A 20,870-nucleotide genomic window follows, 5' to 3' on the forward strand; every position below is an offset into this window, starting at 1 on the left:
CCGGCCGGGTGGCGGCCTGTCGTTTACGCTCATCCCTGCTCGACGGCCCACCGTTCATAGTGCCGGAACCTGTGTTCACGTCCGACCTTCGCCGGATCGGAGGCCAGATCCCGGAGGGCGGAGGCGACGGTGCAGAGAACCCGGGTCGTGAAATCCTCCGGTTCCTCCGCCGCGTCCGGGATCTCCGGGATGACGGCGTCGACGATGCCGGCCTCCCGCAGGGCGAACGCCGAGACCCGCTGCTCGCGCATCATCTCCGGGGCGTGGCTCGTGTCCCGGTGGATGATGGCGGAAGCCCCCTCCGGGGGGAGCGGGGAGAGCCAGGCGTGCTCCGCCGCCAGGACGGTGTCCGCGGGCAGCATCGCCAGCGCCCCGCCGCCGCATCCCTGGCCGAGGATGACCGAGACCGTCGGGACGTCGACGTCCACGAGCTCACCGAGGGTGCGGGCGATGGACCCCGCCATCCCCGCCTCCTCGGCGTCGGCGGACAGCTCGGCGCCGGGGGTGTCGATGACGCTGACCAGCGGGAGCCCGAGGCCCTGGGCGAGCGCCACGCCGCGCCGCGCGAAACGGAGCGCCGCCGGACCGAGTTCGGTGTGCGCATGGGGTGGCTGGGCGTGCCGGTCCTGCCCGATGAGCACGCAGGGGTGCCCCTTGATCCTCGTGAGGGCGACGGTGACGGCGGGGGAGATGCGGCCGTCGCCGGTCCCGGACAACTGGATGAGGTGCTCGGAGAGCCGGCCGACCAGGTTCCGCAGCCCGGGTCTGTCGGTGCGGCGGGTGGCGGTGATCGCGTCCCACACGTCGACCCGTGGTTCCTCCGGGGCCGCCGTCGCCGCGGCGTCGATCGGGTGGGCGTCCGTGGTCGGGGGACGCAGGACATCGACGATCTTGACCACGGCCTCCCGCAGCTGACCCGGTGAGACGACCCCGTCGATGACGCCGCGGGCCGCGAGATTCTCCGCCCGCTGCACGCCCTCCGGCATCGGGGTGCCCGTGGTCAGTTCGACGACCCTGGGGCCGAGAAAACCCAGCAGGGCGCCGGGCTCCGCGAAGGTGAAGTGCCCCGCGGAGCCCCAGGACGCCATCACCCCGCCGGTGGTGGGATTGCGGAGGTACACCAGGAACGGCAGATGGGCGTCCTTGTGGCGGTAGACCGCGGTCGTGATGGAGACCATCAGCGCGAACGCCGGGGTGCCCTCCTGCATCCGTGTCCCGCCGGACGCCGGTGAGATCAGCAGCGGCAGCCCGCCGTCCGTCGCCCGGTGGATTCCGTCGATGATCCGGCGGGCGGTCGCCGCGCCGATGGAGCCACCGAGAAAACCGAACTCGCTGAGGATGAACGCGACACGTGCACCGTTGACGGTCCCTTCCCCGGTGATCACCGCCTCATCGACCCCGGACCTCTCCCGGGCCCGGGCGAGGGTGGCACGGTAGTCGTCACCGATGTCCCCGTAGACCGGAGGGGTGTCCCAGGAGATGAAGGAACCGGGGTCGAGAACCTGGTCGATGAGGTCGCGGGAGGTGGTGTTCGTCATGGCTGACACTGTAGCCGCCGGCGCAGGTCTCCGGGCCGGATCCCGCTCAGCCCCGCCGCACCCTGCGCAGTGCCTTCAGCCACCCCACCGATGAACCCGTGTGCAGGATCGAGGAGAGGTAGATGCGGGCGGCCAACCAGCTGGTCGCGGCGGTCGCCGCAGCGAGGATGGCGGCGGCCCCCAGAACGCCCCCGACGCCGACGTTGCCGAACGCGTACTGGAGGGGGATCGTCGACGACGAGAACGGTGGGATCCAGGCGGCTACCCGCATGAACGTCGAATCCACCTCGGTCAGTCCGAAGAAGGGCAGGTACATCACGGCCATCAGCAGCAGGATCACCGGTGTCTGAACGCCCTGGAAATCCTCCATCCGGGACACCAGGGAACCGGCCGCCGCGTAGAGCACCGAGAAGAAGAGGTAGCCGAGGACGTAGAACAGCAGCAGGACGGGCAGAACCGTGAGGTCGATCTCTACGTCGAAACGCTCGCCGATCCCGGTGACACCGAGCCCCGTGGCGGTGACGGCGAACAAGGTGGCGACGAACGCCAGTCCCACGCCGCCGACGCCGATGATCTTGCCCCACAACAGGTCCAGGGGGCGGACGGTGGCGACCATGAGTTCGACGACGCGGGAGGACTTCTCCTCGATGACCGCGGAACCGATGGTGATGGCGAACATCATCACCGACATCACCAGTACGCCGAGACCGATCAGGGTGACCATGACCGTGCCCGCCGTGCGCGGGTCACCGAAGGCCCCGTCGTCCGATCCACCGTCGACGCGGACGGTCGTCACGGCACCGGCGGAGGTGATCTCGGTGACCTGTTCACCGCTGATCCCGAACTCGGTGAGCAGCTCGTCCCGCGCGATCGCGGCCTGCGCGGCCCGGAGAGCGGTGAGGGAGTCCGTGTCGGCGGAGGACTCGGAGACCAGTTCCCATCCCGTACCCGATTCCGCGGGCCGGTAGAGGGCGTCGATGTCCCCGTCGGAGAGTGCCGCGAGTGCGGTGTCCCGGTCCGGGTACCCGGCGGATTCCACCGCGGGCCCGTCGCCGTCGCCGCCGGCTACGGCGGCGAGTGCCGCGGGTTCCGCGCCGACGTAGCCGATGACCTGGGGTGCGTTCTCCTTCGATCCCTGCCAGGCGCCCCAGCCGAGACCGCCGAGTACGGCGGCGAGCATGATGGCCAGGGTCACCCACACGGATTTCCGGGTGAGGACGGTGCGTGCCTCGCGTGCCGCGATGAGACGGATCGCCGCAGGCGAGGAATAGGTGTCGGTCGGATGGCTCATGGTTTCACTACTTCCTGGAACAGGTCGGACAGATCGGGGCGACGGCGGGTGAAATGGTGGACGGGCCCGGCCCCGAGGGCGGTGCGCAGGATGTCCTGGTCGGTGGTGGGTGATCCGGGGTCGACGGTGAACAGGGACACCGTGCCGTCGCCCCCGACCCGACGGACACCGGACAGGTCCCCCCACCAGTCACCGGAGGCGTCGACGTGCACCTCGTAGGTGTCCTCACCGGTGTCCCGGAGTTCGTCGACGGTGCCTTCCGCGCGCATCCGGCCGGCGGCGACGATCCCGACGCGGTGGCAGAGACGTTGGACGAGGTCGAGCTGGTGGGAGGAGAACAGGACCGGGACACCCGCCCCCGCCCGCTCGACGAGCATGTCGCTCATCACGTTCACCGCCACGGGGTCGAGCCCCGAGAACGGTTCATCCAGGACGAGGACATCCGGGTCGTGGACGAGGGCGGCGGCCAGCTGCACGCGCTGCTGGTTACCGAGGGAGAGTGACTCCAGCTGGTCGTTCGCGCGGTCGCTGAGTCCGAGTTGTTCGAGGAGCTCACTGGTGCGGGACGTCGCCGGGCGTTTGTCGACGCCGTGGAGGCGGGCGAGGTAGGTCAGTTGCGCCCCGACCCTCTCCTTCGGGTAGAGGCCACGCTCCTCGGGCATGTAGCCGATGCGTCGACGTGAGGATTCGGTGAGGGGTCTTCCACCGAGCCGGACCTCTCCGGAGTCGGCTGAGATGACCCCGAGAGCGATGCGCATGGTGGTTGACTTGCCGGCCCCGTTGGAGCCGACGAAGCCGTAGATCTCGCCGGGGTGGACGGTGAAACTCATGCCGTCGAGGGCGGTGAGATCACCGTATCTCTTGGATATCCCGTCGATGACGAGCGGGGCGGGGGAGTGGGTCATGGGGTGTGTCTTCCTTACTGGTTTTCAGTCGGTGTCGGGGAGCAGCAGATCGGGGTCGGTGGGGTCGGGAAGGGTCCAGGCGAGCACGAGTCCGGGGATGGCGCCGATGAGGCCGATGATGAGGAACATCGTCATCCCGGTCGTGTACGTCAGGTCGTACAGGTCGCGCATCGCCCATCCTCTGTCCAGCGCCCAGACCGATCCGAAGGTGATGATTCCGGCGTAGACCAGTCCGATCGCGTAGTAGAAGTGGGTGGTTGCGGCGCGCAGCCGAAGCTGCCTCGCCAACTCGTATTCGTCCAGGAACTCCGGAGGTGCCATGTCCTCCATCCGGATCAGGGTTCGGATCATGACCCAGAGGACGCAGGCCGCCAGGGACAGGGCCGCGGTGAGGGCGAGCAGGGTCGCCTGTTCGTGGAGCACCGCCACGACACCGAGTGCCACCCCGGCGAGATAGATCCCGCAGAACAGCAGGACCAGGGTGCGTCGGTGGCGGAGCGTCCGCCAGCGGTGCATCCGGGAGTCCAGGACGTCCCGGCGACGTTCGAAACTGTTCAGGCGGTGCCGTCTGTAGCGGGTCACCGGGGAGGGCCTGTGGCCGGTCATTCTTCCTCCGTGTCCGGTGTGGTCCACGCGGTCACGAGGTTCGGCCAGGTCAGGGAAAACAGGACCGCCAGGAGGAGGAACGCGGTGGTGGCACGGATCAGATCCACCGAACCGGATTCCGCGGAGATCCCGATGACCAGCGCACAGATTCCGGCGCAGGCCGACAGTATCCACAGGGCCTGCTCCCGACGGTGTGATCTCTGCGCGTGCTCGTATTCGTCCAGGTCGCGGGACCGGTCGTTCATCCCGGTCACCGCGGCGAGCCGGTTGGACAGTACGGCGAGAAGGACGCAGGCGGCGGCGAACGGATACGTGGGGACGGTGCCCGTGCCGATCCCGACCCCGATCAGCGCCGCGACGGCGGTGGCCGCCGTGAACACGCCGACCAGGAGACGTCGCGCGCGCTGGGGGACGGTCGGTGCGATTGTCCGGGAGGTGGTCATCGTCGTGCTCCTTTCCGTGCGCTCACCGTGTCACCGGTGCTGGGTAGAGGTCGTGGGACATGGGGCTGAACTCCTCGCGGGAGAACACCGCCTCGACCGGTAGCCGGAAGGTCTCGGCGATGCGCATCGCCAGGTCGAGGCTGGGGTAGTGGTCCCCCCGCTCGAGGGCGCCGACGGTCTGTGGATTGACCTCGATGACCGCTGCCAGATCGGCACGTGACATCCCACGCTCAGTGCGGAGGACTTTGACGCGGTTGTAGATTGGCCGCGTCGGTTTTTTCGATGGGGACATGAAATGAAGTGTTGTATAAACACAGCAATATGTCAAGATTTCACTGCGTGATGATGTCTGGACGGGGACACGGTTCCACCGCCCCCGCGTCCGCGATCCCGTGCGCGTCACCGGACATCGGTGTTCAATGGGGCGCATGACTGAGAAGACCTTCCCCACGACCGTGACCCTGAACGACGGCAATGAGATACCCCAGCTCGGTTTCGGTGTCTACAAACTGAAGGAGGAGGAGTGTGTCACCGCGGTCCGGCACGCCATCGAGGTCGGGTACCGGCACATCGACACCGCAGCCATCTACGGCAACGAGGAGCAGGTCGGCAACGCCATCCGTGACGCCATCGCCGCCGGTGACGTCACCCGTGAGGATCTGTTCATCACCACCAAGGTATGGAATGACCGCCAGGGCACGGATGAGACGACCCGCGCCTTCCAGGGCTCACTGTCCAGGCTCGGACTCGACTACGTGGACTGCTATCTCATCCACTGGCCCTGCCCCCGGAAGGGGCTCGCGGTGGAGACCTTCAACGCGATGGCGAAGATCCAGGGGCTCGGTGCCATCCGTTCCATCGGCGTCTCGAACTTCTACGCCGAGACCCTCGACGAGATCATCTCCGGGACCGGCATCACCCCCGTGCTCAACCAGATCGAACTGCACCCGGGTTTCTCCCAGTCGGAACTCCGTGAGGTCAACCGCGAGCGGGGGATCGCCACCGAGGCATGGTCCCCGATCGGCCGTGGCAGGGGGCTCGACAACCCGGTGATCAGGCGGATCGCCGAGGAACACGACCGGACCCCCGCGCAGGTGATGCTCCGTTGGCACCTCCAGCTGGGCAACACAGTCATCCCGAAGTCCGCGCACCCGAAGCGGATCAGCGAGAACTTCGACATCTTCGACTTCCATCTCGGGGACCGTGACATGGAGTGCATCACGTCGTTGGATGATTCGGCCATCGCGGGACGGATCGGCCCTGACCCGCTGACGTTCCCCGAAGAGTGAGCCCCGCACAGGACCCCGGCACCCGTCCACTCCATGTCGAGGACCGCGGTGCGGTCAGAGTCATCACACTGGACCGGCCCCGGGTAAGAAATGCCCTCGACGCCGTTCTCTGCGCGGCACTGACCGAAACCATCCGCACCGCGGGCGAAGAGGGGATACGTCCGGGACACGGGGTCGGGCCCCGGACCCTGCTGCTCCGCGGCACCCCACCGGTTTTCTGCGCCGGTGCGGACCTCACGCAGGCGCACTCACCCGAGTTCCTCGACGCCCTCGGTGCGCTCCTGGGTGGAATCGTCACCTGTCCGATCCCGGTGGTCGCCGACATCCAGGGCCCCTGCATCGGTGCCGGTCTGCAACTCGCGTTGGCGAGTGATCTGCGCGTCGTCGGTCCGGACGCCTGGTTCGGACTCCCGCCCGCTTCACTCGGGATCGCCCTGGATGAGTGGACGGTCGGACGGTGCGTCGATCTCATCGGTGGTTCCCGGGCCCGTGGGCTCATGCTCGGCGGGCTACGGATGTCCGCCGCCGAGGCTGCCGACTGCGGCTTCGCCACCGTCTCCGGCGACTCCCGGGACGCAGAGGACCTCGCCGGGCGGGTCGCCGCTCTCGCGCCGTTGTCGGTGCGCCAACTGAAACTCGCGCTCAACGACACCGGATCGGTGCCGGCCGGAACAGGTGCAGCCGCCCGTGAACTCTACGACGCCTGCTGGGCGAGTTCCGACGCCGAAGAGGCGCGGGCTGCCCGGGCGGAGGGACGGGTCCCGGTGTTCACCGGTCGGTGACCCCGCACCGGACTCGGCGACGGGACCGTGACCGGTGGTGGCCCGGTTGCCGCCCGCGGGGACCGCGGCCCCGTGGGTCGGGCATCCGGACCGGGGCGTCGACGGTGAATGCACTCAACACGATTCCGCCGGATTAGAGTTGGCGCCATGAATATGGATCCAGCGGCCCCCGCTGTCGCCACGACCGGCTACACCACCGGCCCGGAGGGGCTCGACTCCGCGACCGTCCGGGCGCGGAAGGAATCAGGCCAGGTCAATCACGCGGTACGGCGAACCGGACGCAGCGTCGCGGACATCGTACGGAGCAACGTGTTCACCCGGATCAACGCGATTCTCGGTGTTCTGCTGGTCATCGTGCTGTCGACCGGTTCGATCATCAACGCGGCCTTCGGTCTGCTGATCATCGCCAACTCGGCGATCGGCATCATCCAGGAACTGCGTGCCAAGCGCACCCTGGACAAACTGACGATCCTCGGGGAATCGAAGCCCCGGGTCATCCGTGACGGGAAGGCCACCGAGATCGTCCGCGACGGGATCGTCCTCGACGACCTCATCGACATCGGGCCGGGGGACCAGATCGTCGTGGACGGCTACGTGCGTTCCGCCGACGGCCTCGAGGTCGACGAGTCCATGCTCACCGGGGAATCCGATGCCGTGGCCAAACGGGACGGTGATGAGATCCGGTCGGGCTCCTACGTGACGGCGGGATCCGGGACCTTCCAGGCCACCGCCATCGGGGAAGATTCCTACCAGGCGAAACTCATCGCGGAGGCCGGGCGCTTCACCCTGACCAACTCGCAGCTGCTGGACGGAATCAACCGGATCCTCCGGATCATCACCTGGCTGCTCGTCCCCACGGGCATCCTCACCGTCTGGACCCAGCTCGGGCGGACGGGCGCCCCCTGGAAGGAAGCCGTGCTGTCGATGGTCGCGGCTCTCGTCCCCATGGTCCCCGAGGGGCTCGTGCTGATGACCTCCATCGCGTTCGCGGTGGGGGTCGTCCGACTGGGTAAGCGAAAGGCGCTGATCAACGAGCTTCCGGCCATCGAGGGACTCGCCCGCGTCGACCTCGTCTGCGCCGACAAGACCGGCACGCTGACCGAGAACCGTATGGAGCTCGACGAGATCGTGCCCGTGGGGGAGGACGGGGGGACGGAGCTGGCGCGCCGGGTTCTCGCCACCATCGCGGCGGCGGACGGGCACCGGAACGACACCATGCAGGCCATCGCGGACGCTGTCCGGGACATCGATCCCGACGAGGTGACCTCGACGGTGTCCTTCGATTCCGCGCGGAAATGGTCCGGAGTCTCAACCGCGGAGTCGGGGGACTGGGTCCTCGGTGCCCCCGATGTCCTCGTCGCCGACGGGGATCCGGTCCTCGCCGCCGTGGATCCCCACATCGACCGGGGTCTGCGGGTCCTGATGCTCTGCCGGGCGACCGCGCTCGGGGACGTCTCGGCGTCCCCCGCTGCACCGGGCTGTGCCTCACTGACCCCGTGTGCCCTGGTGGTGCTGAGGCAGAAGATCCGGGAGGACGCCGAGGAGACACTGGGCTACTTCGCGCGTGAGGGGGTGGAGGTGAAGGTCATATCCGGTGACAACGCCGTCTCCGTCGGTGCCGTCGCCGCGTCGCTCGGACTGGACGGCAAGGTCGTCGATGCGCGGGAACTGCCCGCGGCTGACGATCCCGACTTCGTTCGGATGGTCGCAGAGGGGACCGTGTTCGGGCGCGTCACCCCGGAACAGAAACGGGACATGGTCGGTGCCCTCCAGTCCGCGGGGCACACGGTCGCGATGACCGGTGACGGCGTCAACGACGTGCTCGCGTTGAAGGACGCCTCCATCGGTGTCGCCATGGGATCGGGTTCCCCCGCGACCAGATCGGTCGCACAGGTGGTCCTCCTTGACAACCGTTTCGCCACCCTGCCGCATGTCGTCGCCGAAGGACGCCGGGTCATCGGAAACATCGAACGGGTGGCCAATCTCTTCCTGACCAAGACCATCTACTCGATCGTGCTGGCCCTGGTGGTCGGACTGTTCGGGATCACCTTCCCGTTCCAGCCGATCCATGTGACGATGATCGGCTGGTTCACCATCGGGATACCGGCTTTCATCCTGTCGCTCGCGCCGAACCATGAACGCGCCCGACCTGGTTTCGTCTCCCGGGTCCTCCGGCTCGCACTGCCCTCCGGGTTGTTGATCGGGGTGTTCACCGTCGTCTTCTGGATCCTGGTGAATCCCGGTACCCACGCACCTGAACCGCTGATCCGTCAGGCCGGGACCGCGACGCTCACGGTGACCCTCGTGATGGCACTCTGGGTGCTCGCCGTCGTCGCCCGTCCCTACCAGTGGTGGAAGATCGCTCTGATCGTCAGCGGTGCCGTCGCCTACGTCGTGATTTTCGCGGTGCAACCGCTCGCACGTCTTCTCTTCCTCGACGCCTCGAATCCTGAGCTGCTGGTTCGCGCTCTCATCGTCGGTGGTGTCGGCGCCGCCCTGATCGAGGCGTCCTGGTGGATCGGGAGGAAGCGGTCGGGGGTGCGGCCGGAGGTCTTCGCCTTCGGGGAACGTCCCGTGTCCCGGTGACCCGTCCCGGATCCTCCCCAGGGTCGATTCAGGGTGAAAAACGGGCCGGGGTCGGCCTGGAACTCAAATTCGCAAACTTTGCCACGCCTGAACGTGCGGACGGTGGGGGGTCGTTGCCAAACGGGGAAATTCCTGGTGAGAAACATTTATGGGGGTGGGGTGAAAGGTGTGAAGGCGGTAATTCGGGGGAACGGCTTTCACATTGCAACGTGAGCTAGGTAACTTCACACCTACACCTATTTTTGTGATCGCGTGCACATCGGTGGCTGACGGGCCAGTTCCGTCACCACGGGTGGGTCTCCGACAGTGGTGTGCGAAGTGGGAGAGTGGAGCCCTTTCCGGGGCCCCTCAACCTGAACAGTATCTCCGTCAAAATAAATTACAGAAAGCGAGATGACCCTCACATGAGTGCAGCCTCGTCCGCCCCGCTGCGGCGCCGGGAGCCCGGCGCCGCAGAATTCCGGGCAATGCAGAAGGATCCCGAGTTTCTCGACCTCAAGAAGACGTTCCGTGGGTTCGCCTTCCCCATGAGCATCGCGTTCTTCCTCTGGTACATGTTCTACGTCCTCCTCGCGGTCTACGCGAAGGACTGGATGGGCACTCCGGTGTTCGGCAACGTCAACTGGGGCGTGATCATGGGTCTTCTCCAGTTCGTCACCACCTTCGCCATCACCTGGATCTACATCAACTTTGCCAACAAGAAGATCGAGCCCAAGGCGGCGGCGATCCGTGAGAGAATGGAAGGCTAATAACTCTCATGCATAACCTCATCAGTTACTCCGCACAGGAAGTGGGCGGGCAGGCCGGTAATCCGCTCCTGAACATCACCGTCTTCGTCATCTTCATCGTCGTCACGATGGGTGTCGTCATCAAGGTGGGCAAGTCCACCAGCGAGGCCTCCGACTTCTACACCGGTGGCGCCAAGTTCTCCGGTAAGCAGAACGGTCTGGCCATCGCAGGCGATTACCTGTCCGCCGCCTCCTTCCTCGGTATCGTCGGTGCCGTCGCCCTCGCGGGCTACGACGGCTTCCTCTACTCCATCGGCTTCTTCGTCGCCTGGTTGGTCGCGCTCCTCCTCGTCGCGGAGCCGCTGCGTAACACCGGTAAGTTCACCATGGCCGACGTTCTGTCGTTCCGGTTGAACCAGAAGCCCGTCCGCATGGCGGCCGCGCTCGGCACCCTCTTCGTCTCGCTCTTCTACCTCATCGCGCAGATGGCCGGTGCCGGTTCCCTGGTCGCCGTCCTGCTCGATGTCCACGAGAAGTCGCACCAGGCCATCGTCGTCGCCGTCGTCGGTGTCATCATGATCGCCTACGTCCTCTTCGGCGGAATGAAGGGCACGACCTACGTCCAGATGATCAAGGCCGTCCTCCTGGTCGGTGGCGTCGGTATCATGACCGCGCTGATCTTCATCAAGGTCGGTTCCTTCCCGACGCTGCTCGACGCCGCCGTGCAGAAGCACGCCGAGTCCGACTACCTGGCCAGCAAGGGCTACGACGCCCACGCGATCCTGGAGCCCGGCCTCAAGTTCGGCAAGGACAGCATCACCAAGATCGACTTCATCTCCCTGGGTCTGACCCTGGTCCTCGGTACGGCCGGTCTCCCGCACGTGCTCATGCGCTTCTACACGGTTCCGACCGCCCGTGAAGCCCGCCGCTCCGTCACCTGGGCCATCGTCCTCATCGGTGCGTTCTACCTCATGACCCTGATGCTGGGCTACGCCGCAGCCGCCATGGTCGGCCCGGACCGCATCCTCGGTGCCCCCGGTGGACAGAACTCCGCTGCGCCGCTGCTCGCCCTCGAACTCGGTGGGTCCTTCTTCATGGCCGCCATCTCGGCCGTGGCGTTCGCCACCGTGCTCGCGGTTGTCGCGGGTCTCGCCATCACCGCGTCCGCCTCCGTCGCCCACGACATCTACCACTCGATCATCCGCAACGGTGAGTCCACCGAAGCGGAGCAGGTCCGGGTCTCCCGGATCACCGTGGTCGTCATCGGCGTCACCGCGATCATCCTCGGCATCCTGGCCATGAGCCAGAACGTCGCCTTCCTGGTGGCCCTGGCCTTCGCCATCGCCGCCTCGGCCAACCTGCCGACCATCCTGTACTCGCTGTACTGGAAGAAGTTCAACACCACGGGCGCCCTGTGCTCGATGTACACCGGCCTCATCCTGGCGCTGGTTCTCATCGTCTTCTCCCCGGCCGTGTCCGGTACCCCGTCCTCGATGGTCCCCGACGCCGACTGGTCCTGGTTCCCGCTGCGCAACCCGGGTCTGGTCTCCATCCCGGCCGCGTTCCTCGCGGGTTACCTCGGCACCATCTTCGGTAAGCCGGACAACCTGGATGATCTCCAGGCTGAGATGGAGGTCCGTTCGCTCACCGGTGTCGGTGTGGAAGCCGCGGTCGATCACTGACATCGTCTCCACTTCGCACGCTGCCCGGTTGCCACCCGTGACGGCGGGTGAGCACAACACATCACGGCAGTAGAACAAGACGGCGGCCCCGTCCACCTGAACCCGAGAAATTGGGGGTGGACGGGGCCGTCGGTATCATGTCCGACATGGTTGATCATCCCGTCGGACCCCCGAACGGTCCGAGCGGACGGCGCGACCGTTGGCGGCGGACAGGACGCATGATGCCGGTCATCGTCGCAGTGGGCTGTCTTCTCTCACTTCCCTTCCTCCCGGCCGTCGGTGACGACGGGGGACACGCCGGAGGTCAGCGTGGCCGGGAATCAGCGGTCGCCCCCGACGGTGCACAGACCTCGAACGTGAGCCTCTCCATGGAGGATCTCGGGGGTTTCACCGAGAATGCGACGGGCTCGCAGGTGTCGTTCACCCGGCTGTCCGACGGATGGCACACAGGCACAGCGACGGAGCGGTACGCCCGTCCCGCACTCAGCCTGATCAAGCTCTACATCGCCGACTACGTTCTCCGGTACGGAAGACCCACCGACAAGCTGGCGGCGGTGGAGATGATCCGCTCCTCCGACGATGATCTCGCCGACGAACTCTGGGAACGGTATCCCCGCGCCATCGACGTCACCGCCAGGGACTACGGTCTGCTGTCGACCCGTTCCGACGAGAAATGGGGTTACAGCGTCACCTCCACCTACGACGTCGTCTCGTTCATCCGGCAGAAGCTGGAGACCGACCGCATGTCACCCATCCTCACCGCGATGATCCAGGCCGACGACTACGCCGCCGACGGGTACCCGCAGGATTTCGGGACGGCGGTTCTCCCCGGTGCCGTCGGGACCAAGTGGGGATGGTCGAACGACCACCTCCTGCACTCGTCGGTGACATTCGGTGACGATTTCGTCGCGGCCGCCGCCGTCTACGGATCCGCTGAGGATCTCACCGCGCTGGTGGACACACAGTTGGACGGTCTCGTCCGGGAAGACGCCGACGGTGCCGCACGGATCTCCGGACACCGGCTGGAGATCGACGGGTAGCGGATCCCGGGTGTGCGTCGGGGTCCGCCATCCGGTGCCCTATCATTGGTGCGGTCAACGCGTGCACCAGTCGCCCCGTCCGGGGGCCCGATCACACGAAGGTAGAAGTTGAATACGATCACTGTGCTCGCCTCCGGCGCGGCCGTCGCGCCCGGCGTCATCGTCTCCATGATGTGGATCGCGATCGCCGCTCTGGCATCGCCGCTCCTGTCCTTCATCACCGGCAAAAGGATCCCCGGGGTCGTTTTCATGCTTCTGCTCGGTGTCGTCATCGGGCCGGAGGTCCTCGACCTCGCGCAGCTGGACGGATCGAACGCCCTGCTGCGGGAGCTCGGTCTCGGAATGCTGTTCCTCCTCGCGGGCTGGGAGATCGACCCTGACGTGATGCGGGGCAGACAGGGACGCCGTGCCACCGCGACCTGGGCGCTCAGCCTGGGTCTGGCCGTCGGGGCGGCACTGCTCCTGCTGGGCACCGACGACCTGCTCCGCAGCATCGTCCTCGCCATCGCCGTGTCCTCCACCGCCATGGGAACCCTGCTGCCGGTGATCAAGAACTCCGGGCGTGCGGATTCACCCGTCGGGCGGGGTGTTCTGGTCCATGGCGCGGTCGGTGAGCTGGGTCCCGTCTTCGCCATGGCACTGCTGCTGTCGACGCGCACGACGTGGCTCACGCTGATCATTCTCGTTCTCTTCATGGGCGGCGCGATGATGGTGGCGTTCCTCCCGAAGACGGTCTCCCGGCTGGTTCCCTGGGTCGGCCACGCCGTCCGGGACGGGGCGAGTCACACGAGCCAGACCGTGATGCGGATGGTCATCGTTCTGCTCACCACCCTGATGGCGATGGCGGCGGTGTTCGAACTCGACGTCGTTCTCGGCGCATTCGCCGCGGGCATCATCCTGCGTGGACTGGTTCCCGTCCGCGCGCGCAGGACGGTTGAGGCCCGTCTCGACGTCATGGGCTACGGTCTGCTCATCCCGGTCTTCTTCATCACGTCCGGCATGTCGATCAACGTCCGGGAGGTCCTGCACTCGCCCGGGGCGGTGGTCGTCGGGATCATCGTCATCTACATCGCGCGTGGCCTGCCGATCCTCCTGGCGGAGCGCTTCACCGACACCGGGTCCGGGATCCGGGGATTCCGGGACCAGGTGGAGCTCTCGCTCTACTCGGCCACCGGTCTGCCGATCATCGTGGCGGTCACGGAGATCGCCGTCGACAGGGACCTCATCGGCGAGGGGCCCGCGTCGGTGATGGTGGCCGCGGGAGCCGCGACGGTCCTGCTGTTCCCGATGCTGGCGGCGAATGTGCACGCACGCGTTCCGGCGCCTGAGGAACCGGAGGCCGAGGAGGAGCGTCGTCGGACGGAGAGCGACATCGAGGCGGAGGCCGTCGAATACCGGAACGAAAAGATCGCCGACACCGCCGAGCAGGTGGCCGTACGCTCCAGGCCGCGTCCCAAGAGCACGACCGTCTCCGACGACGAGATCACGATCGACTCGGACGAGGACTGACGGAGGTCCGGGTCGCTCTAGCCGGACAGGCTGTTCAGCTGTTTCAGCAGCTGGCCCAGCGCCTGCACCGGGTCGTCCACGGGTGCGGACGGAACGGGGGCCGGGATCTCGACGGGGGGCGGCGTGGCAGCGCCGGGGGCCGTGGCCGTCCACTGGCCCCAGTCCCGGGAGTGGACGTCATTCACGTCCACCTGGACGCCGGAGATCCAGGCGGTGCGTCTCGCCACCTGATGGAGATCAGCGCGCGGGTGCAGCCGACCGCCTGATCCCCAGTCATGCTGCCAGAAGAACTCTCCCAGACCGTCGGCGAGGGCCCACGAGATGACGTTGTGGTTGCCGTAGACACCCAGCCGGAGTCCGGCCGCCCCGAGCGCGGTGTCGAATGCCCCGAGGTAGGGACGGATCTGACCGTCGTACTGCGCCCGGGTCGGGTTGTCGTCGATGGCGACGTACACCGGTCGGCCCGTCGGTCCGCCCGCTGCGGCGTGGAGGGCGATGGCCTGGGGCGCGTGGACGGCGGCCCCCGCCGCGCCCCTGAGCCAGTCGGCGGTCTCCGCCCTGCCGAACTGGTAGACGCTGGCGGTGGCGAGTCCCGCGGCCCTGAACGCGAGCGTCTCCGTGGCGGTGACCGGCTTCCCCAGCATCCAGTTCTCCGTGCCCGGGCGGCGGCGGGACACGTACCTGACCGCGCCGAGATGGCCGGCTGCGGCGATGGCGCGGGCGTCCGGGACCCCTGCGGCGTAGTCCAGGACGGTTCCCAGTACCGGGCGTGAGGCGTGGGCCCGGGGGAGTGCCCCGGTCGAGGAGGCGATGGTGCCGCCGGCGACGGCGAGTGCCGTCGCCTTGAGCAGTGTACGGCGGTGGACGAGGGGGCGTTGCGACGTCATGCTGAGCTTCCTGGTGGGTCGGGAGGGCCCGGGATTACCACGGGCCACATGCGTAACAGTAGCAACTGCCCGCCGGATCCGTGTCCGGATCAGTGCCGGTCCAGGACGTCATCGAGGAAGTCGGAGATCACGCTGTGGAACTCGTCCGGCCTGTCCCGCCGTACACTGTGCCGGGCCCCGGGAATCAGTGCCGACCGGAGACGCCGGTTGCCGAGCAGTGACGCCCGGTCGAGCCCCTCCGCCCCGATGAGGCAGTCCACGTCGCCGGTGACGAGCAACGTCGGAACCTCCAGCGCGGACAGCACCGTCTCCGGTGGTTCACCACCGTCCGCGACCCCCGTCGACAGGAAATCCTCCCGGACCTGGATCTGGGAGAGCAGCCAGCCCGCACTGTCCGCCACCGGCCACCCGGGAAAGGCCTCACGGAGCTGCCCCAGTGCGGTGCCCGGATCCGACCGCGCACGGAGGGAACACCCGATACGGTCTCCCGGGGAGGTGGCGAAACGTCTCCGCTGCGGTTCTGTGAAGAGAGCCGGATCCTCCAGGATGAGGGCCGTCACCAGGTCGGGGCGACGACGGGCCACCGCAGCCGCTGTCGCACCACCCATCGAATGACCGTGCAGGATCACGGGGACCGCCCCGCCGTCCCCGTCCGTCTCCTCCACCAGGAGCTGTTCGGCGTCGTCCACGAGGGTCCGGAACGGGTCCACGAGCTGTTCCGCCGTGAAGTCCGGGGAGAGTCCGTGTCCGCGTGCATCCGGGAGGACGACCCGGAACAGCGCCGACATCCTGCGGGCCAGATCCGGGTTCGCGGCACCGCTGTCCGTGATCCCGTGGAAACTGATGAACGTGCCCGCGCCTGCACCGCAGGGGATGACGTGGCGGGCGAGTGGGGAGGTGGACACGGCTGCTCCTTCGCGTGGATCGGGGAGGGGCCCACGACATTTCTACGACAGTGACGCGGGTGGTGGTCCGGTGGCCTGGGGCGATGGTTCCGGACGGAGCGCTGAAAAAACACCCCGTGGAGCAGTGTTCATCCTGTTCACGGGGTGTTTTTGTGACGTGCCCCAGAGAGGAATCGAACCTCCGACACCGGCTTTAGGAGAGCCGTGCTCTATCCACTGAGCTACTGGGGCGTGATCTCCGGCATCTGGTGCATCCGGAGGACGCTGTCAGATTAACGCATCAGGTCCCGGTCGCGGAAACCGGATGGTGGGGAGGTAGGTGGATGGCGTGGGGACGCCGGGGGTGGCGTGGGCTGTGAGATCCGGGACAATACCGCCGCCGTCATGTCAACGGTGGCCGAAGCGACATAGGCTGACATTGTTATCCTTGGGACTGCGGAAGTCCCGTACCCAGTCAGAAAGGTCGATCATGCCAGGTAAGAAGCCCCTGTTCACGGACGTCAATCGAGTTGAGGTCAGCGCTGATGTCGTCAACAGTGACCGGGGTCCCGTACTGTCCCTGGACAGACTCGAGGCGGACGGATCGCGGACGAATCTCCTCCTGCTGAACATCTACGACGCCAAACACCTCTCTGAAGCGTGCACCCGCTATCGTAGCCAGGCGTTCATCGCCAACTTCGACGGCTTCACCTCCGGCCTGTCCGCCAAGGACCACGAGGACATCCACGGCGACGACTAGCCGGGGATGGGTACCGCCCACCCGGTACCATCGGTACGGGAGACAGACGCAGGCGGACGGAAGGGACGGGCCCGGGATGCGGACACTACTGGTCATCGGTATCGGGGCGGGGGACCCCCGTCACCTCACCCTCGGTGCCGTCGACGCACTCCGCTCCGCTGACGTCGTGATCACCCTGGACAAGGGGGAACAGAAGGCGGACCTCCTCCGGGCCCGACACAGGGTGATCGACACCCACGCGCCGGGAACCCCCGTCGTCACCGTGTCCGATCCGGAACGGGACAGGCGGCCGTCCGACTACCGCGCCGAGGTCCACCGCTGGCACGGCGAACGTGCCCGCCGCATCTCCGCCGCGATCACCGCCGCGACCGGAGCGGAGGGCACGGTCGCCTTTCTCGTCTGGGGTGATCCCGCCCTCTACGATTCGACCCTCCGCATCATCGACCGCATGCAGGAGGAGACCGGACTCGAGTGCGTGGTGAAGGTCATTCCCGGGATCACGGCGCTCCAGGCGCTCACCGCGGCGCACACCGTCACCGCGAACCGTGTCGGGGAACCCATTCACGTCACCACCGGCAGGCTGCTACCGGAGACCTCCCCGGCGGACCGGCGCAACTGCTTCGTCATGCTCGACGGCGGAACCGCCTGGAACGATGTCGCGGGTCCCGACACCTACATCTACTGGGGCGCCTACCTGGGAACCGCGGATCAGGTCCTCCGTGCCGGATACGTCGAGAACATCGGCGGCGAGATCGCCGCACTGAAATACACGCTCCGGGAGAGCCACGGCTGGATCATGGACACCTACCTCCTCCGGGAACTCGACAGGGAGTGACGGGCCCCGCCCGGCGGTTGGCGGCCACCGCGAGCCGGGGTAGGTTGACTCCGGTGGACGGTCGCCCCCGGGTGTGCGGCCGTCGGAGACCCCGGGAACGAGAGAAGGTGACGGAACAGTGGCAGTGAAACGGAAGCGACAGAAGGTGCCGTTCAGCCCGTGGATCATCGTGACGTGGGCGCTGGCGGGTGTCTTCGTCGCACTGGCGTCGCTGGCCCACCACGCGGACGACGGCGTACTCGTCTGGGGATTCGGTGTCAGTGCGTTCCTCACCGCGATGACCGCCTCCGGTGTGACCGTCATCCCGGAACTGCGTTCCGTGGCGGGCCTCGCGTGCCCGGTGTCCCTGATCCTCTCCGGCACGGTCGCCGTCACCTTCAGCTGGTGGTTCATCCTCGCCCTGTTCGCCGGTGTCCCCTGGCTCGTCGTGGCACTCCTGCGGACCTCCGCACCCCGCCGTACGGGAGGGGGACTGCACCTCTGGCGGGGTGGCGACGACTGAGACCGTACCCGTGACGAACGCCCCGGACGGCATCAGCCGCCCGGGGCGTTTTCCGGTCGTGTCCGAGGGACGGGGTCAGCCCTGCAGTTCCTCCAGCTTGCGCCGTACCTCGGAAGCCGGGGGGTTGGTGGCGTGCGTACCGTCCGAGTACCTCACGGTGGGTACGATCCGGTTGCCGTCGTTCACCGATTCAACCCAGGCCGAGGCCTCGGCGTCCTCTTCGACGTTGACGGCGGTGAACGGTGTCTCCGTGCGGTTGAGGGCCTTCACCAGGCGGTTGCAGTACGGGCACCAGTCGGTCAGGAACACTGTGATGTGATTGTCGCTCATGTCCGGTGCAACGACACCGGCCGTGCGTTTTATTCCCCGGGGGAGCGTCGGTAGACCCGGATCCGGAAACGGAGTGGCCCCTCCCGCCGAGCCGCGGCGGCCGCACCGGTCAGCCGGCCCTTCGCCGATTCGATCCAGCCGCTGTCGCCCGTGCACGTGAACGCGTCCCCGAGCTCCGGTGCGAGTACCGCGACGGAGCCGAGAACATCGCGCAACTCGGCGTCGACGAGCGTCATCTGAACCTCATCCACCAGCGGGAGGGTGTCGGCGTAGACGCGTCCGCCCCCCATGATCCACGCGTCCCCCGGGGCCCGGGACGGGTCACCGATCACGGTGGCGCCCTCGGACCAGGCGCCGCCCGGTCGACCGCTCAGGACGTAGTTGTCACGGCCGGGAAGGGGACGGAACCGTTCGGGGATCGTCTCCCATGTCCGTCGCCCCATCAGGACGGGCGCACCGGTGGTCGTCTCCCTGAAGTGCGCGAGATCCTCGGGGAGATGCCACGGCATGTCCCCACCGTCGCCGATGACCCCGTCGACCGACTGGGCCCAGATCGCCCGGTAACCCACCGCTCAGACCGCCACTTTCCCCCGGATCGCGGGATGGGGGTCGTACCCGGTCACGGAGATGTCGTCGAAGGTGTAGTCGAACATGGAGTTCGCCTTCCTCAGCTGAAGCTGCGGGTAGGCCCGTGGTTCGCGGGAGAGTTGCAGCTCCACCTGTTCCCGGTGGTTGTCGTAGACGTGGCAGTCGCCGCCGGTCCAGATGAACTCACCGACGTCGAGCCCCGCCTGCTGCGCGAACATGTGCGTGAGCAGTGAATAGGAGGCGATGTTGAAGGGGACGCCGAGGAACATGTCCGCGCTGCGCTGGTAGAGCTGACAGGACAGACGACCGTCAGCGACATACAGCTGGAACAGCAGGTGGCACGGCGGCAGCGCCATCTTCCCCAGATCCGAGACGTTCCACGCCGAGACGAGGATCCGGCGGGAATCCGGGTTGTTCCGCAGCTGGTCCAGGACCTGGGAGATCTGGTCGATGTGCCGGCCGTCCGGGGTCGGCCAGCTGCGCCACTGCACCCCGTAGACGGGGCCCAGATCCCCCTCCGGGGAGGCCCACTCGTCCCAGATCCGGATCCCGTGATCCTTCAGGAACCCGATGTTCGACTCTCCCCGCAGGAACCAGAGCAGCTCGCCGACGACGCCCTTCAGATACACCTTCTTCGTGGTGATCAGAGGGAAGGAATCGGCGAGGTTGAACCGCATCTGGCGGGCGAACAGGCTGGTCGTGCCCGTTCCCGTGCGGTCGTCCTTGTGGGTTCCCTCGCGCATGATCTGCGCGAGAAGATCCTCGTAGGGGGTGGGGACGGCGGTGGTGCTCATGGCGTCCAGACTAACGGAACACAGCCCCGGGCCGTGATGGCGGGGCTGTGTTCCGGACGACCGTGGGGCCTAGGTGTAGGAGCCGTTCTCATCCAGGAAGCCGGCCGCGATCGCGAGGATCTCGTCGGCGAGATCCTTGCGGCAGATCAGCAGATCCGGCATGTAGGTGTCCTTGTTGTTGTAGGTCAGCTCACTGCCGTCCAGTCGGGAGCAGTGCAGACCGGCCGCCTGGCAGACCCCGACAGGTGCGGCGGAGTCCCACTCGTACTGCCCTCCGGCGTGGACGTAGGCGTCGGCGTCACCCAACAGGACGTGCATGGCCTTCGCACCCGCGGAACCCATGTCCATCGGTTCGAAGCCGAGCTTCTCCGCGACGTGGAAGGCGACCTTCGGGGGCCGGTTGTGGGACATGATGATCTTCCGGGCGAACGGCCCGTTCACGGCACGCGCATCATGCGAACTGAACACGACACCGAGGTCGGGGAGCGCGACGGCCGCTGACAGCGGCTTGCCGTTGTCGACCAGCGCGATGTGCACCGCCCAGTCCTGTCGACCGGTGGCGAACTCGCGGGTTCCGTCCAAAGGGTCGATGATCCAGACGCGGTCCTTGCCGAGGCGCGCCGGATTGTCGGCGGCCTCCTCACTCAGAACACCGTCATCCGGGCGGTGCTGCGCCAGCACCCGTGAGATCCAGCTCTGGGCCAGCTCGTCACCGGCGTCGCCGAGGCCCCGGCCCCGCAACAGTCCGACGTCACGCACCCCCTTCAGGATGTCGCCGGTTCCCTGGGCGAGTCGGGCGGTGAGAATGGCATCATCAATGTTCGCGGTCATGGTCCCCACTCTAGTTGTTGGAACGGGCATCCGCCCGGGCACGAGGGGTCATACCCGTCA

Annotated in this window: 22 protein-coding genes and 1 tRNA gene; 10 read left to right on the forward strand and 13 right to left on the reverse strand. The window is 67.1% G+C overall.

The features are described 5' to 3' along the window. Positions 1-29: 29 nt before the first annotated feature. Genes JIM94_RS06640 through JIM94_RS06665 form a run of 6 tightly spaced genes read right to left on the reverse strand, consistent with a single transcriptional unit; the run spans position 30 to position 5,075 of the window. Entirely contained in the window at positions 30-1,538 is a 1,509-nt protein-coding gene (locus JIM94_RS06640; RefSeq protein WP_200250844.1) for a carboxyl transferase domain-containing protein, read from the reverse strand. Positions 1,539-1,584: 46 nt separating this feature from the next. Next, positions 1,585-2,829, reverse strand: coding sequence for an ABC transporter permease (locus tag JIM94_RS06645; RefSeq protein ID WP_200250848.1), 1,245 nt, complete (start codon positions 2,827-2,829; stop codon positions 1,585-1,587). Further along, positions 2,826-3,734 (reverse strand): ABC transporter ATP-binding protein, encoded by a 909-nt coding sequence (locus tag JIM94_RS06650; protein WP_200250853.1) that lies wholly within the window; start codon positions 3,732-3,734, stop codon positions 2,826-2,828. Before JIM94_RS06650 ends, JIM94_RS06645 begins: the two co-directional genes overlap by 4 nt. 24 nt (positions 3,735-3,758) lie before the next feature. Beyond that, positions 3,759-4,340: a hypothetical protein gene (locus JIM94_RS06655; protein WP_200250856.1), complete on the reverse strand. Its 582-nt coding sequence runs from the start codon at positions 4,338-4,340 to the stop codon at positions 3,759-3,761. Then, a complete protein-coding gene (locus tag JIM94_RS06660; protein ID WP_200250858.1) occupies positions 4,337-4,783 on the reverse strand; it encodes a hypothetical protein in 447 nt (148 codons plus the stop codon). The genes JIM94_RS06655 and JIM94_RS06660 overlap by 4 nt, the downstream gene beginning before the upstream one ends. 22 nt (positions 4,784-4,805) lie before the next feature. Further along, complete coding sequence (locus JIM94_RS06665) at positions 4,806-5,075, reverse strand: helix-turn-helix transcriptional regulator (RefSeq protein WP_200250860.1); 270 nt, start codon at positions 5,073-5,075, stop codon at positions 4,806-4,808. Positions 5,076-5,211: 136 nt separating this feature from the next. On the opposite strand from JIM94_RS06665, the gene JIM94_RS06670 reads away from it, so the two are divergent. The 7 genes from JIM94_RS06670 (at position 5,212) to JIM94_RS06700 (ending at position 14,399) form a co-directional block, all read left to right on the forward strand. After that, on the forward strand, positions 5,212-6,072 hold the full coding sequence (locus JIM94_RS06670; RefSeq protein WP_200250869.1) for an aldo/keto reductase: 861 nt from the start codon (positions 5,212-5,214) through the stop codon (positions 6,070-6,072). Then, a complete protein-coding gene (locus tag JIM94_RS06675; protein WP_200250871.1) occupies positions 6,069-6,854 on the forward strand; it encodes an enoyl-CoA hydratase in 786 nt (261 codons plus the stop codon). The genes JIM94_RS06670 and JIM94_RS06675 overlap by 4 nt, the downstream gene beginning before the upstream one ends. 147 nt (positions 6,855-7,001) lie before the next feature. Then, positions 7,002-9,440, forward strand: coding sequence for an HAD-IC family P-type ATPase (locus JIM94_RS06680; RefSeq protein ID WP_234039053.1), 2,439 nt, complete (start codon positions 7,002-7,004; stop codon positions 9,438-9,440). Positions 9,441-9,844: 404 nt separating this feature from the next. Beyond that, the gene (locus tag JIM94_RS06685; RefSeq protein WP_200250873.1) at positions 9,845-10,189 is read left to right on the forward strand and encodes a DUF485 domain-containing protein; all 345 of its coding nucleotides are present in this window, start codon (positions 9,845-9,847) and stop codon (positions 10,187-10,189) included. A gap of 8 nt (positions 10,190-10,197) precedes the next feature. Continuing rightward, a complete protein-coding gene (locus tag JIM94_RS06690; protein WP_200250876.1) occupies positions 10,198-11,850 on the forward strand; it encodes a solute symporter family protein in 1,653 nt (550 codons plus the stop codon). 146 nt (positions 11,851-11,996) lie between these two features. Further along, a complete protein-coding gene (locus JIM94_RS06695) occupies positions 11,997-12,890 on the forward strand; it encodes a hypothetical protein (RefSeq protein WP_200250879.1) in 894 nt (297 codons plus the stop codon). A 168-nt stretch (positions 12,891-13,058) separates the two neighbouring features. Further along, positions 13,059-14,399, forward strand: a complete 1,341-nt coding sequence (locus JIM94_RS06700) for a cation:proton antiporter (RefSeq protein WP_200252095.1) — start codon at positions 13,059-13,061, stop codon at positions 14,397-14,399. A 17-nt stretch (positions 14,400-14,416) separates the two neighbouring features. Here the strand turns inward: JIM94_RS06700 and JIM94_RS06705 are convergent, their stop codons facing one another. The 3 genes from JIM94_RS06705 to JIM94_RS06715 form a co-directional block, all read right to left on the reverse strand. Continuing rightward, complete coding sequence (locus JIM94_RS06705) at positions 14,417-15,286, reverse strand: DUF1906 domain-containing protein (RefSeq protein WP_200250882.1); 870 nt, start codon at positions 15,284-15,286, stop codon at positions 14,417-14,419. An 89-nt stretch (positions 15,287-15,375) separates the two neighbouring features. Beyond that, on the reverse strand, positions 15,376-16,191 hold the full coding sequence (locus tag JIM94_RS06710) for an alpha/beta fold hydrolase (RefSeq protein WP_200250885.1): 816 nt from the start codon (positions 16,189-16,191) through the stop codon (positions 15,376-15,378). 158 nt (positions 16,192-16,349) lie between these two features. Further along, a tRNA-Arg gene (locus JIM94_RS06715) sits at positions 16,350-16,422 on the reverse strand. A gap of 238 nt (positions 16,423-16,660) precedes the next feature. On the opposite strand from JIM94_RS06715, the gene JIM94_RS06720 reads away from it, so the two are divergent. The 3 genes from JIM94_RS06720 to JIM94_RS06730 all read left to right on the forward strand — a co-directional run bounded on the left by JIM94_RS06720 (position 16,661) and on the right by JIM94_RS06730 (position 18,267). Continuing rightward, the gene (locus JIM94_RS06720) at positions 16,661-16,930 is read left to right on the forward strand and encodes a cg0963 family protein (protein ID WP_200250888.1); all 270 of its coding nucleotides are present in this window, start codon (positions 16,661-16,663) and stop codon (positions 16,928-16,930) included. A 76-nt stretch (positions 16,931-17,006) separates the two neighbouring features. Continuing rightward, positions 17,007-17,765, forward strand: a complete 759-nt coding sequence (gene cobF, locus JIM94_RS06725; protein ID WP_200250891.1) for a precorrin-6A synthase (deacetylating) — start codon at positions 17,007-17,009, stop codon at positions 17,763-17,765. Positions 17,766-17,883: 118 nt separating this feature from the next. Next, positions 17,884-18,267 carry a hypothetical protein gene (locus JIM94_RS06730; RefSeq protein WP_200250893.1) on the forward strand — a complete coding sequence of 128 codons (384 nt, stop codon included), beginning with the start codon at positions 17,884-17,886 and terminating at the stop codon, positions 18,265-18,267. A gap of 75 nt (positions 18,268-18,342) precedes the next feature. On the opposite strand, the gene JIM94_RS06735 is transcribed toward JIM94_RS06730, so the two are convergent. The 4 genes from JIM94_RS06735 to JIM94_RS06750 all read right to left on the reverse strand — a co-directional run bounded on the left by JIM94_RS06735 (position 18,343) and on the right by JIM94_RS06750 (position 20,810). After that, positions 18,343-18,597 carry a mycoredoxin gene (locus JIM94_RS06735; protein WP_200250903.1) on the reverse strand — a complete coding sequence of 85 codons (255 nt, stop codon included), beginning with the start codon at positions 18,595-18,597 and terminating at the stop codon, positions 18,343-18,345. 29 nt (positions 18,598-18,626) lie between these two features. Next, positions 18,627-19,166, reverse strand: coding sequence for a dihydrofolate reductase (locus tag JIM94_RS06740; protein ID WP_200250907.1), 540 nt, complete (start codon positions 19,164-19,166; stop codon positions 18,627-18,629). Between the two features lie 3 nt (positions 19,167-19,169). After that, the gene (locus JIM94_RS06745; RefSeq protein ID WP_200250910.1) at positions 19,170-19,979 is read right to left on the reverse strand and encodes a thymidylate synthase; all 810 of its coding nucleotides are present in this window, start codon (positions 19,977-19,979) and stop codon (positions 19,170-19,172) included. A gap of 69 nt (positions 19,980-20,048) precedes the next feature. Next, positions 20,049-20,810 carry a 3'(2'),5'-bisphosphate nucleotidase CysQ gene (locus tag JIM94_RS06750; RefSeq protein WP_200250913.1) on the reverse strand — a complete coding sequence of 254 codons (762 nt, stop codon included), beginning with the start codon at positions 20,808-20,810 and terminating at the stop codon, positions 20,049-20,051. Positions 20,811-20,870 lie beyond the last annotated feature (60 nt).

Source organism: Corynebacterium pygosceleis (genome assembly GCF_016595275.2).
Lineage (GTDB): Bacteria > Actinomycetota > Actinomycetes > Mycobacteriales > Mycobacteriaceae > Corynebacterium > Corynebacterium pygosceleis.

Bases quoted from the DNA above. Each gene is read 5' to 3' on its own strand.
- JIM94_RS06650 (WP_200250853.1), bottom strand. From the start codon at position 3,734: ATGACCCACTCCCCCGCCCCGCTCGTCATCGACGGGATATCCAAGAGA.
- JIM94_RS06700 (WP_200252095.1), top strand. From the start codon at position 13,059: ATGATGTGGATCGCGATCGCCGCTCTGGCATCGCCGCTCCTGTCCTTC.
- JIM94_RS06665 (WP_200250860.1), bottom strand. From the start codon at position 5,075: ATGTCCCCATCGAAAAAACCGACGCGGCCAATCTACAACCGCGTCAAA.
- JIM94_RS06690 (WP_200250876.1), top strand. From the start codon at position 10,198: ATGCATAACCTCATCAGTTACTCCGCACAGGAAGTGGGCGGGCAGGCC.
- JIM94_RS06745 (WP_200250910.1), bottom strand. From the start codon at position 19,979: ATGAGCACCACCGCCGTCCCCACCCCCTACGAGGATCTTCTCGCGCAG.
- JIM94_RS06660 (WP_200250858.1), bottom strand. From the start codon at position 4,783: ATGACCACCTCCCGGACAATCGCACCGACCGTCCCCCAGCGCGCGCGA.
- cobF (WP_200250891.1), top strand. From the start codon at position 17,007: ATGCGGACACTACTGGTCATCGGTATCGGGGCGGGGGACCCCCGTCAC.
- JIM94_RS06750 (WP_200250913.1), bottom strand. From the start codon at position 20,810: ATGACCGCGAACATTGATGATGCCATTCTCACCGCCCGACTCGCCCAG.
- JIM94_RS06655 (WP_200250856.1), bottom strand. From the start codon at position 4,340: ATGACCGGCCACAGGCCCTCCCCGGTGACCCGCTACAGACGGCACCGC.
- JIM94_RS06670 (WP_200250869.1), top strand. From the start codon at position 5,212: ATGACTGAGAAGACCTTCCCCACGACCGTGACCCTGAACGACGGCAAT.
- JIM94_RS06695 (WP_200250879.1), top strand. From the start codon at position 11,997: ATGGTTGATCATCCCGTCGGACCCCCGAACGGTCCGAGCGGACGGCGC.
- JIM94_RS06680 (WP_234039053.1), top strand. From the start codon at position 7,002: ATGAATATGGATCCAGCGGCCCCCGCTGTCGCCACGACCGGCTACACC.
- JIM94_RS06685 (WP_200250873.1), top strand. From the start codon at position 9,845: ATGAGTGCAGCCTCGTCCGCCCCGCTGCGGCGCCGGGAGCCCGGCGCC.
- JIM94_RS06720 (WP_200250888.1), top strand. From the start codon at position 16,661: ATGCCAGGTAAGAAGCCCCTGTTCACGGACGTCAATCGAGTTGAGGTC.
- JIM94_RS06640 (WP_200250844.1), bottom strand. From the start codon at position 1,538: ATGACGAACACCACCTCCCGCGACCTCATCGACCAGGTTCTCGACCCC.
- JIM94_RS06735 (WP_200250903.1), bottom strand. From the start codon at position 18,597: ATGAGCGACAATCACATCACAGTGTTCCTGACCGACTGGTGCCCGTAC.
- JIM94_RS06705 (WP_200250882.1), bottom strand. From the start codon at position 15,286: ATGACGTCGCAACGCCCCCTCGTCCACCGCCGTACACTGCTCAAGGCG.
- JIM94_RS06645 (WP_200250848.1), bottom strand. From the start codon at position 2,829: ATGAGCCATCCGACCGACACCTATTCCTCGCCTGCGGCGATCCGTCTC.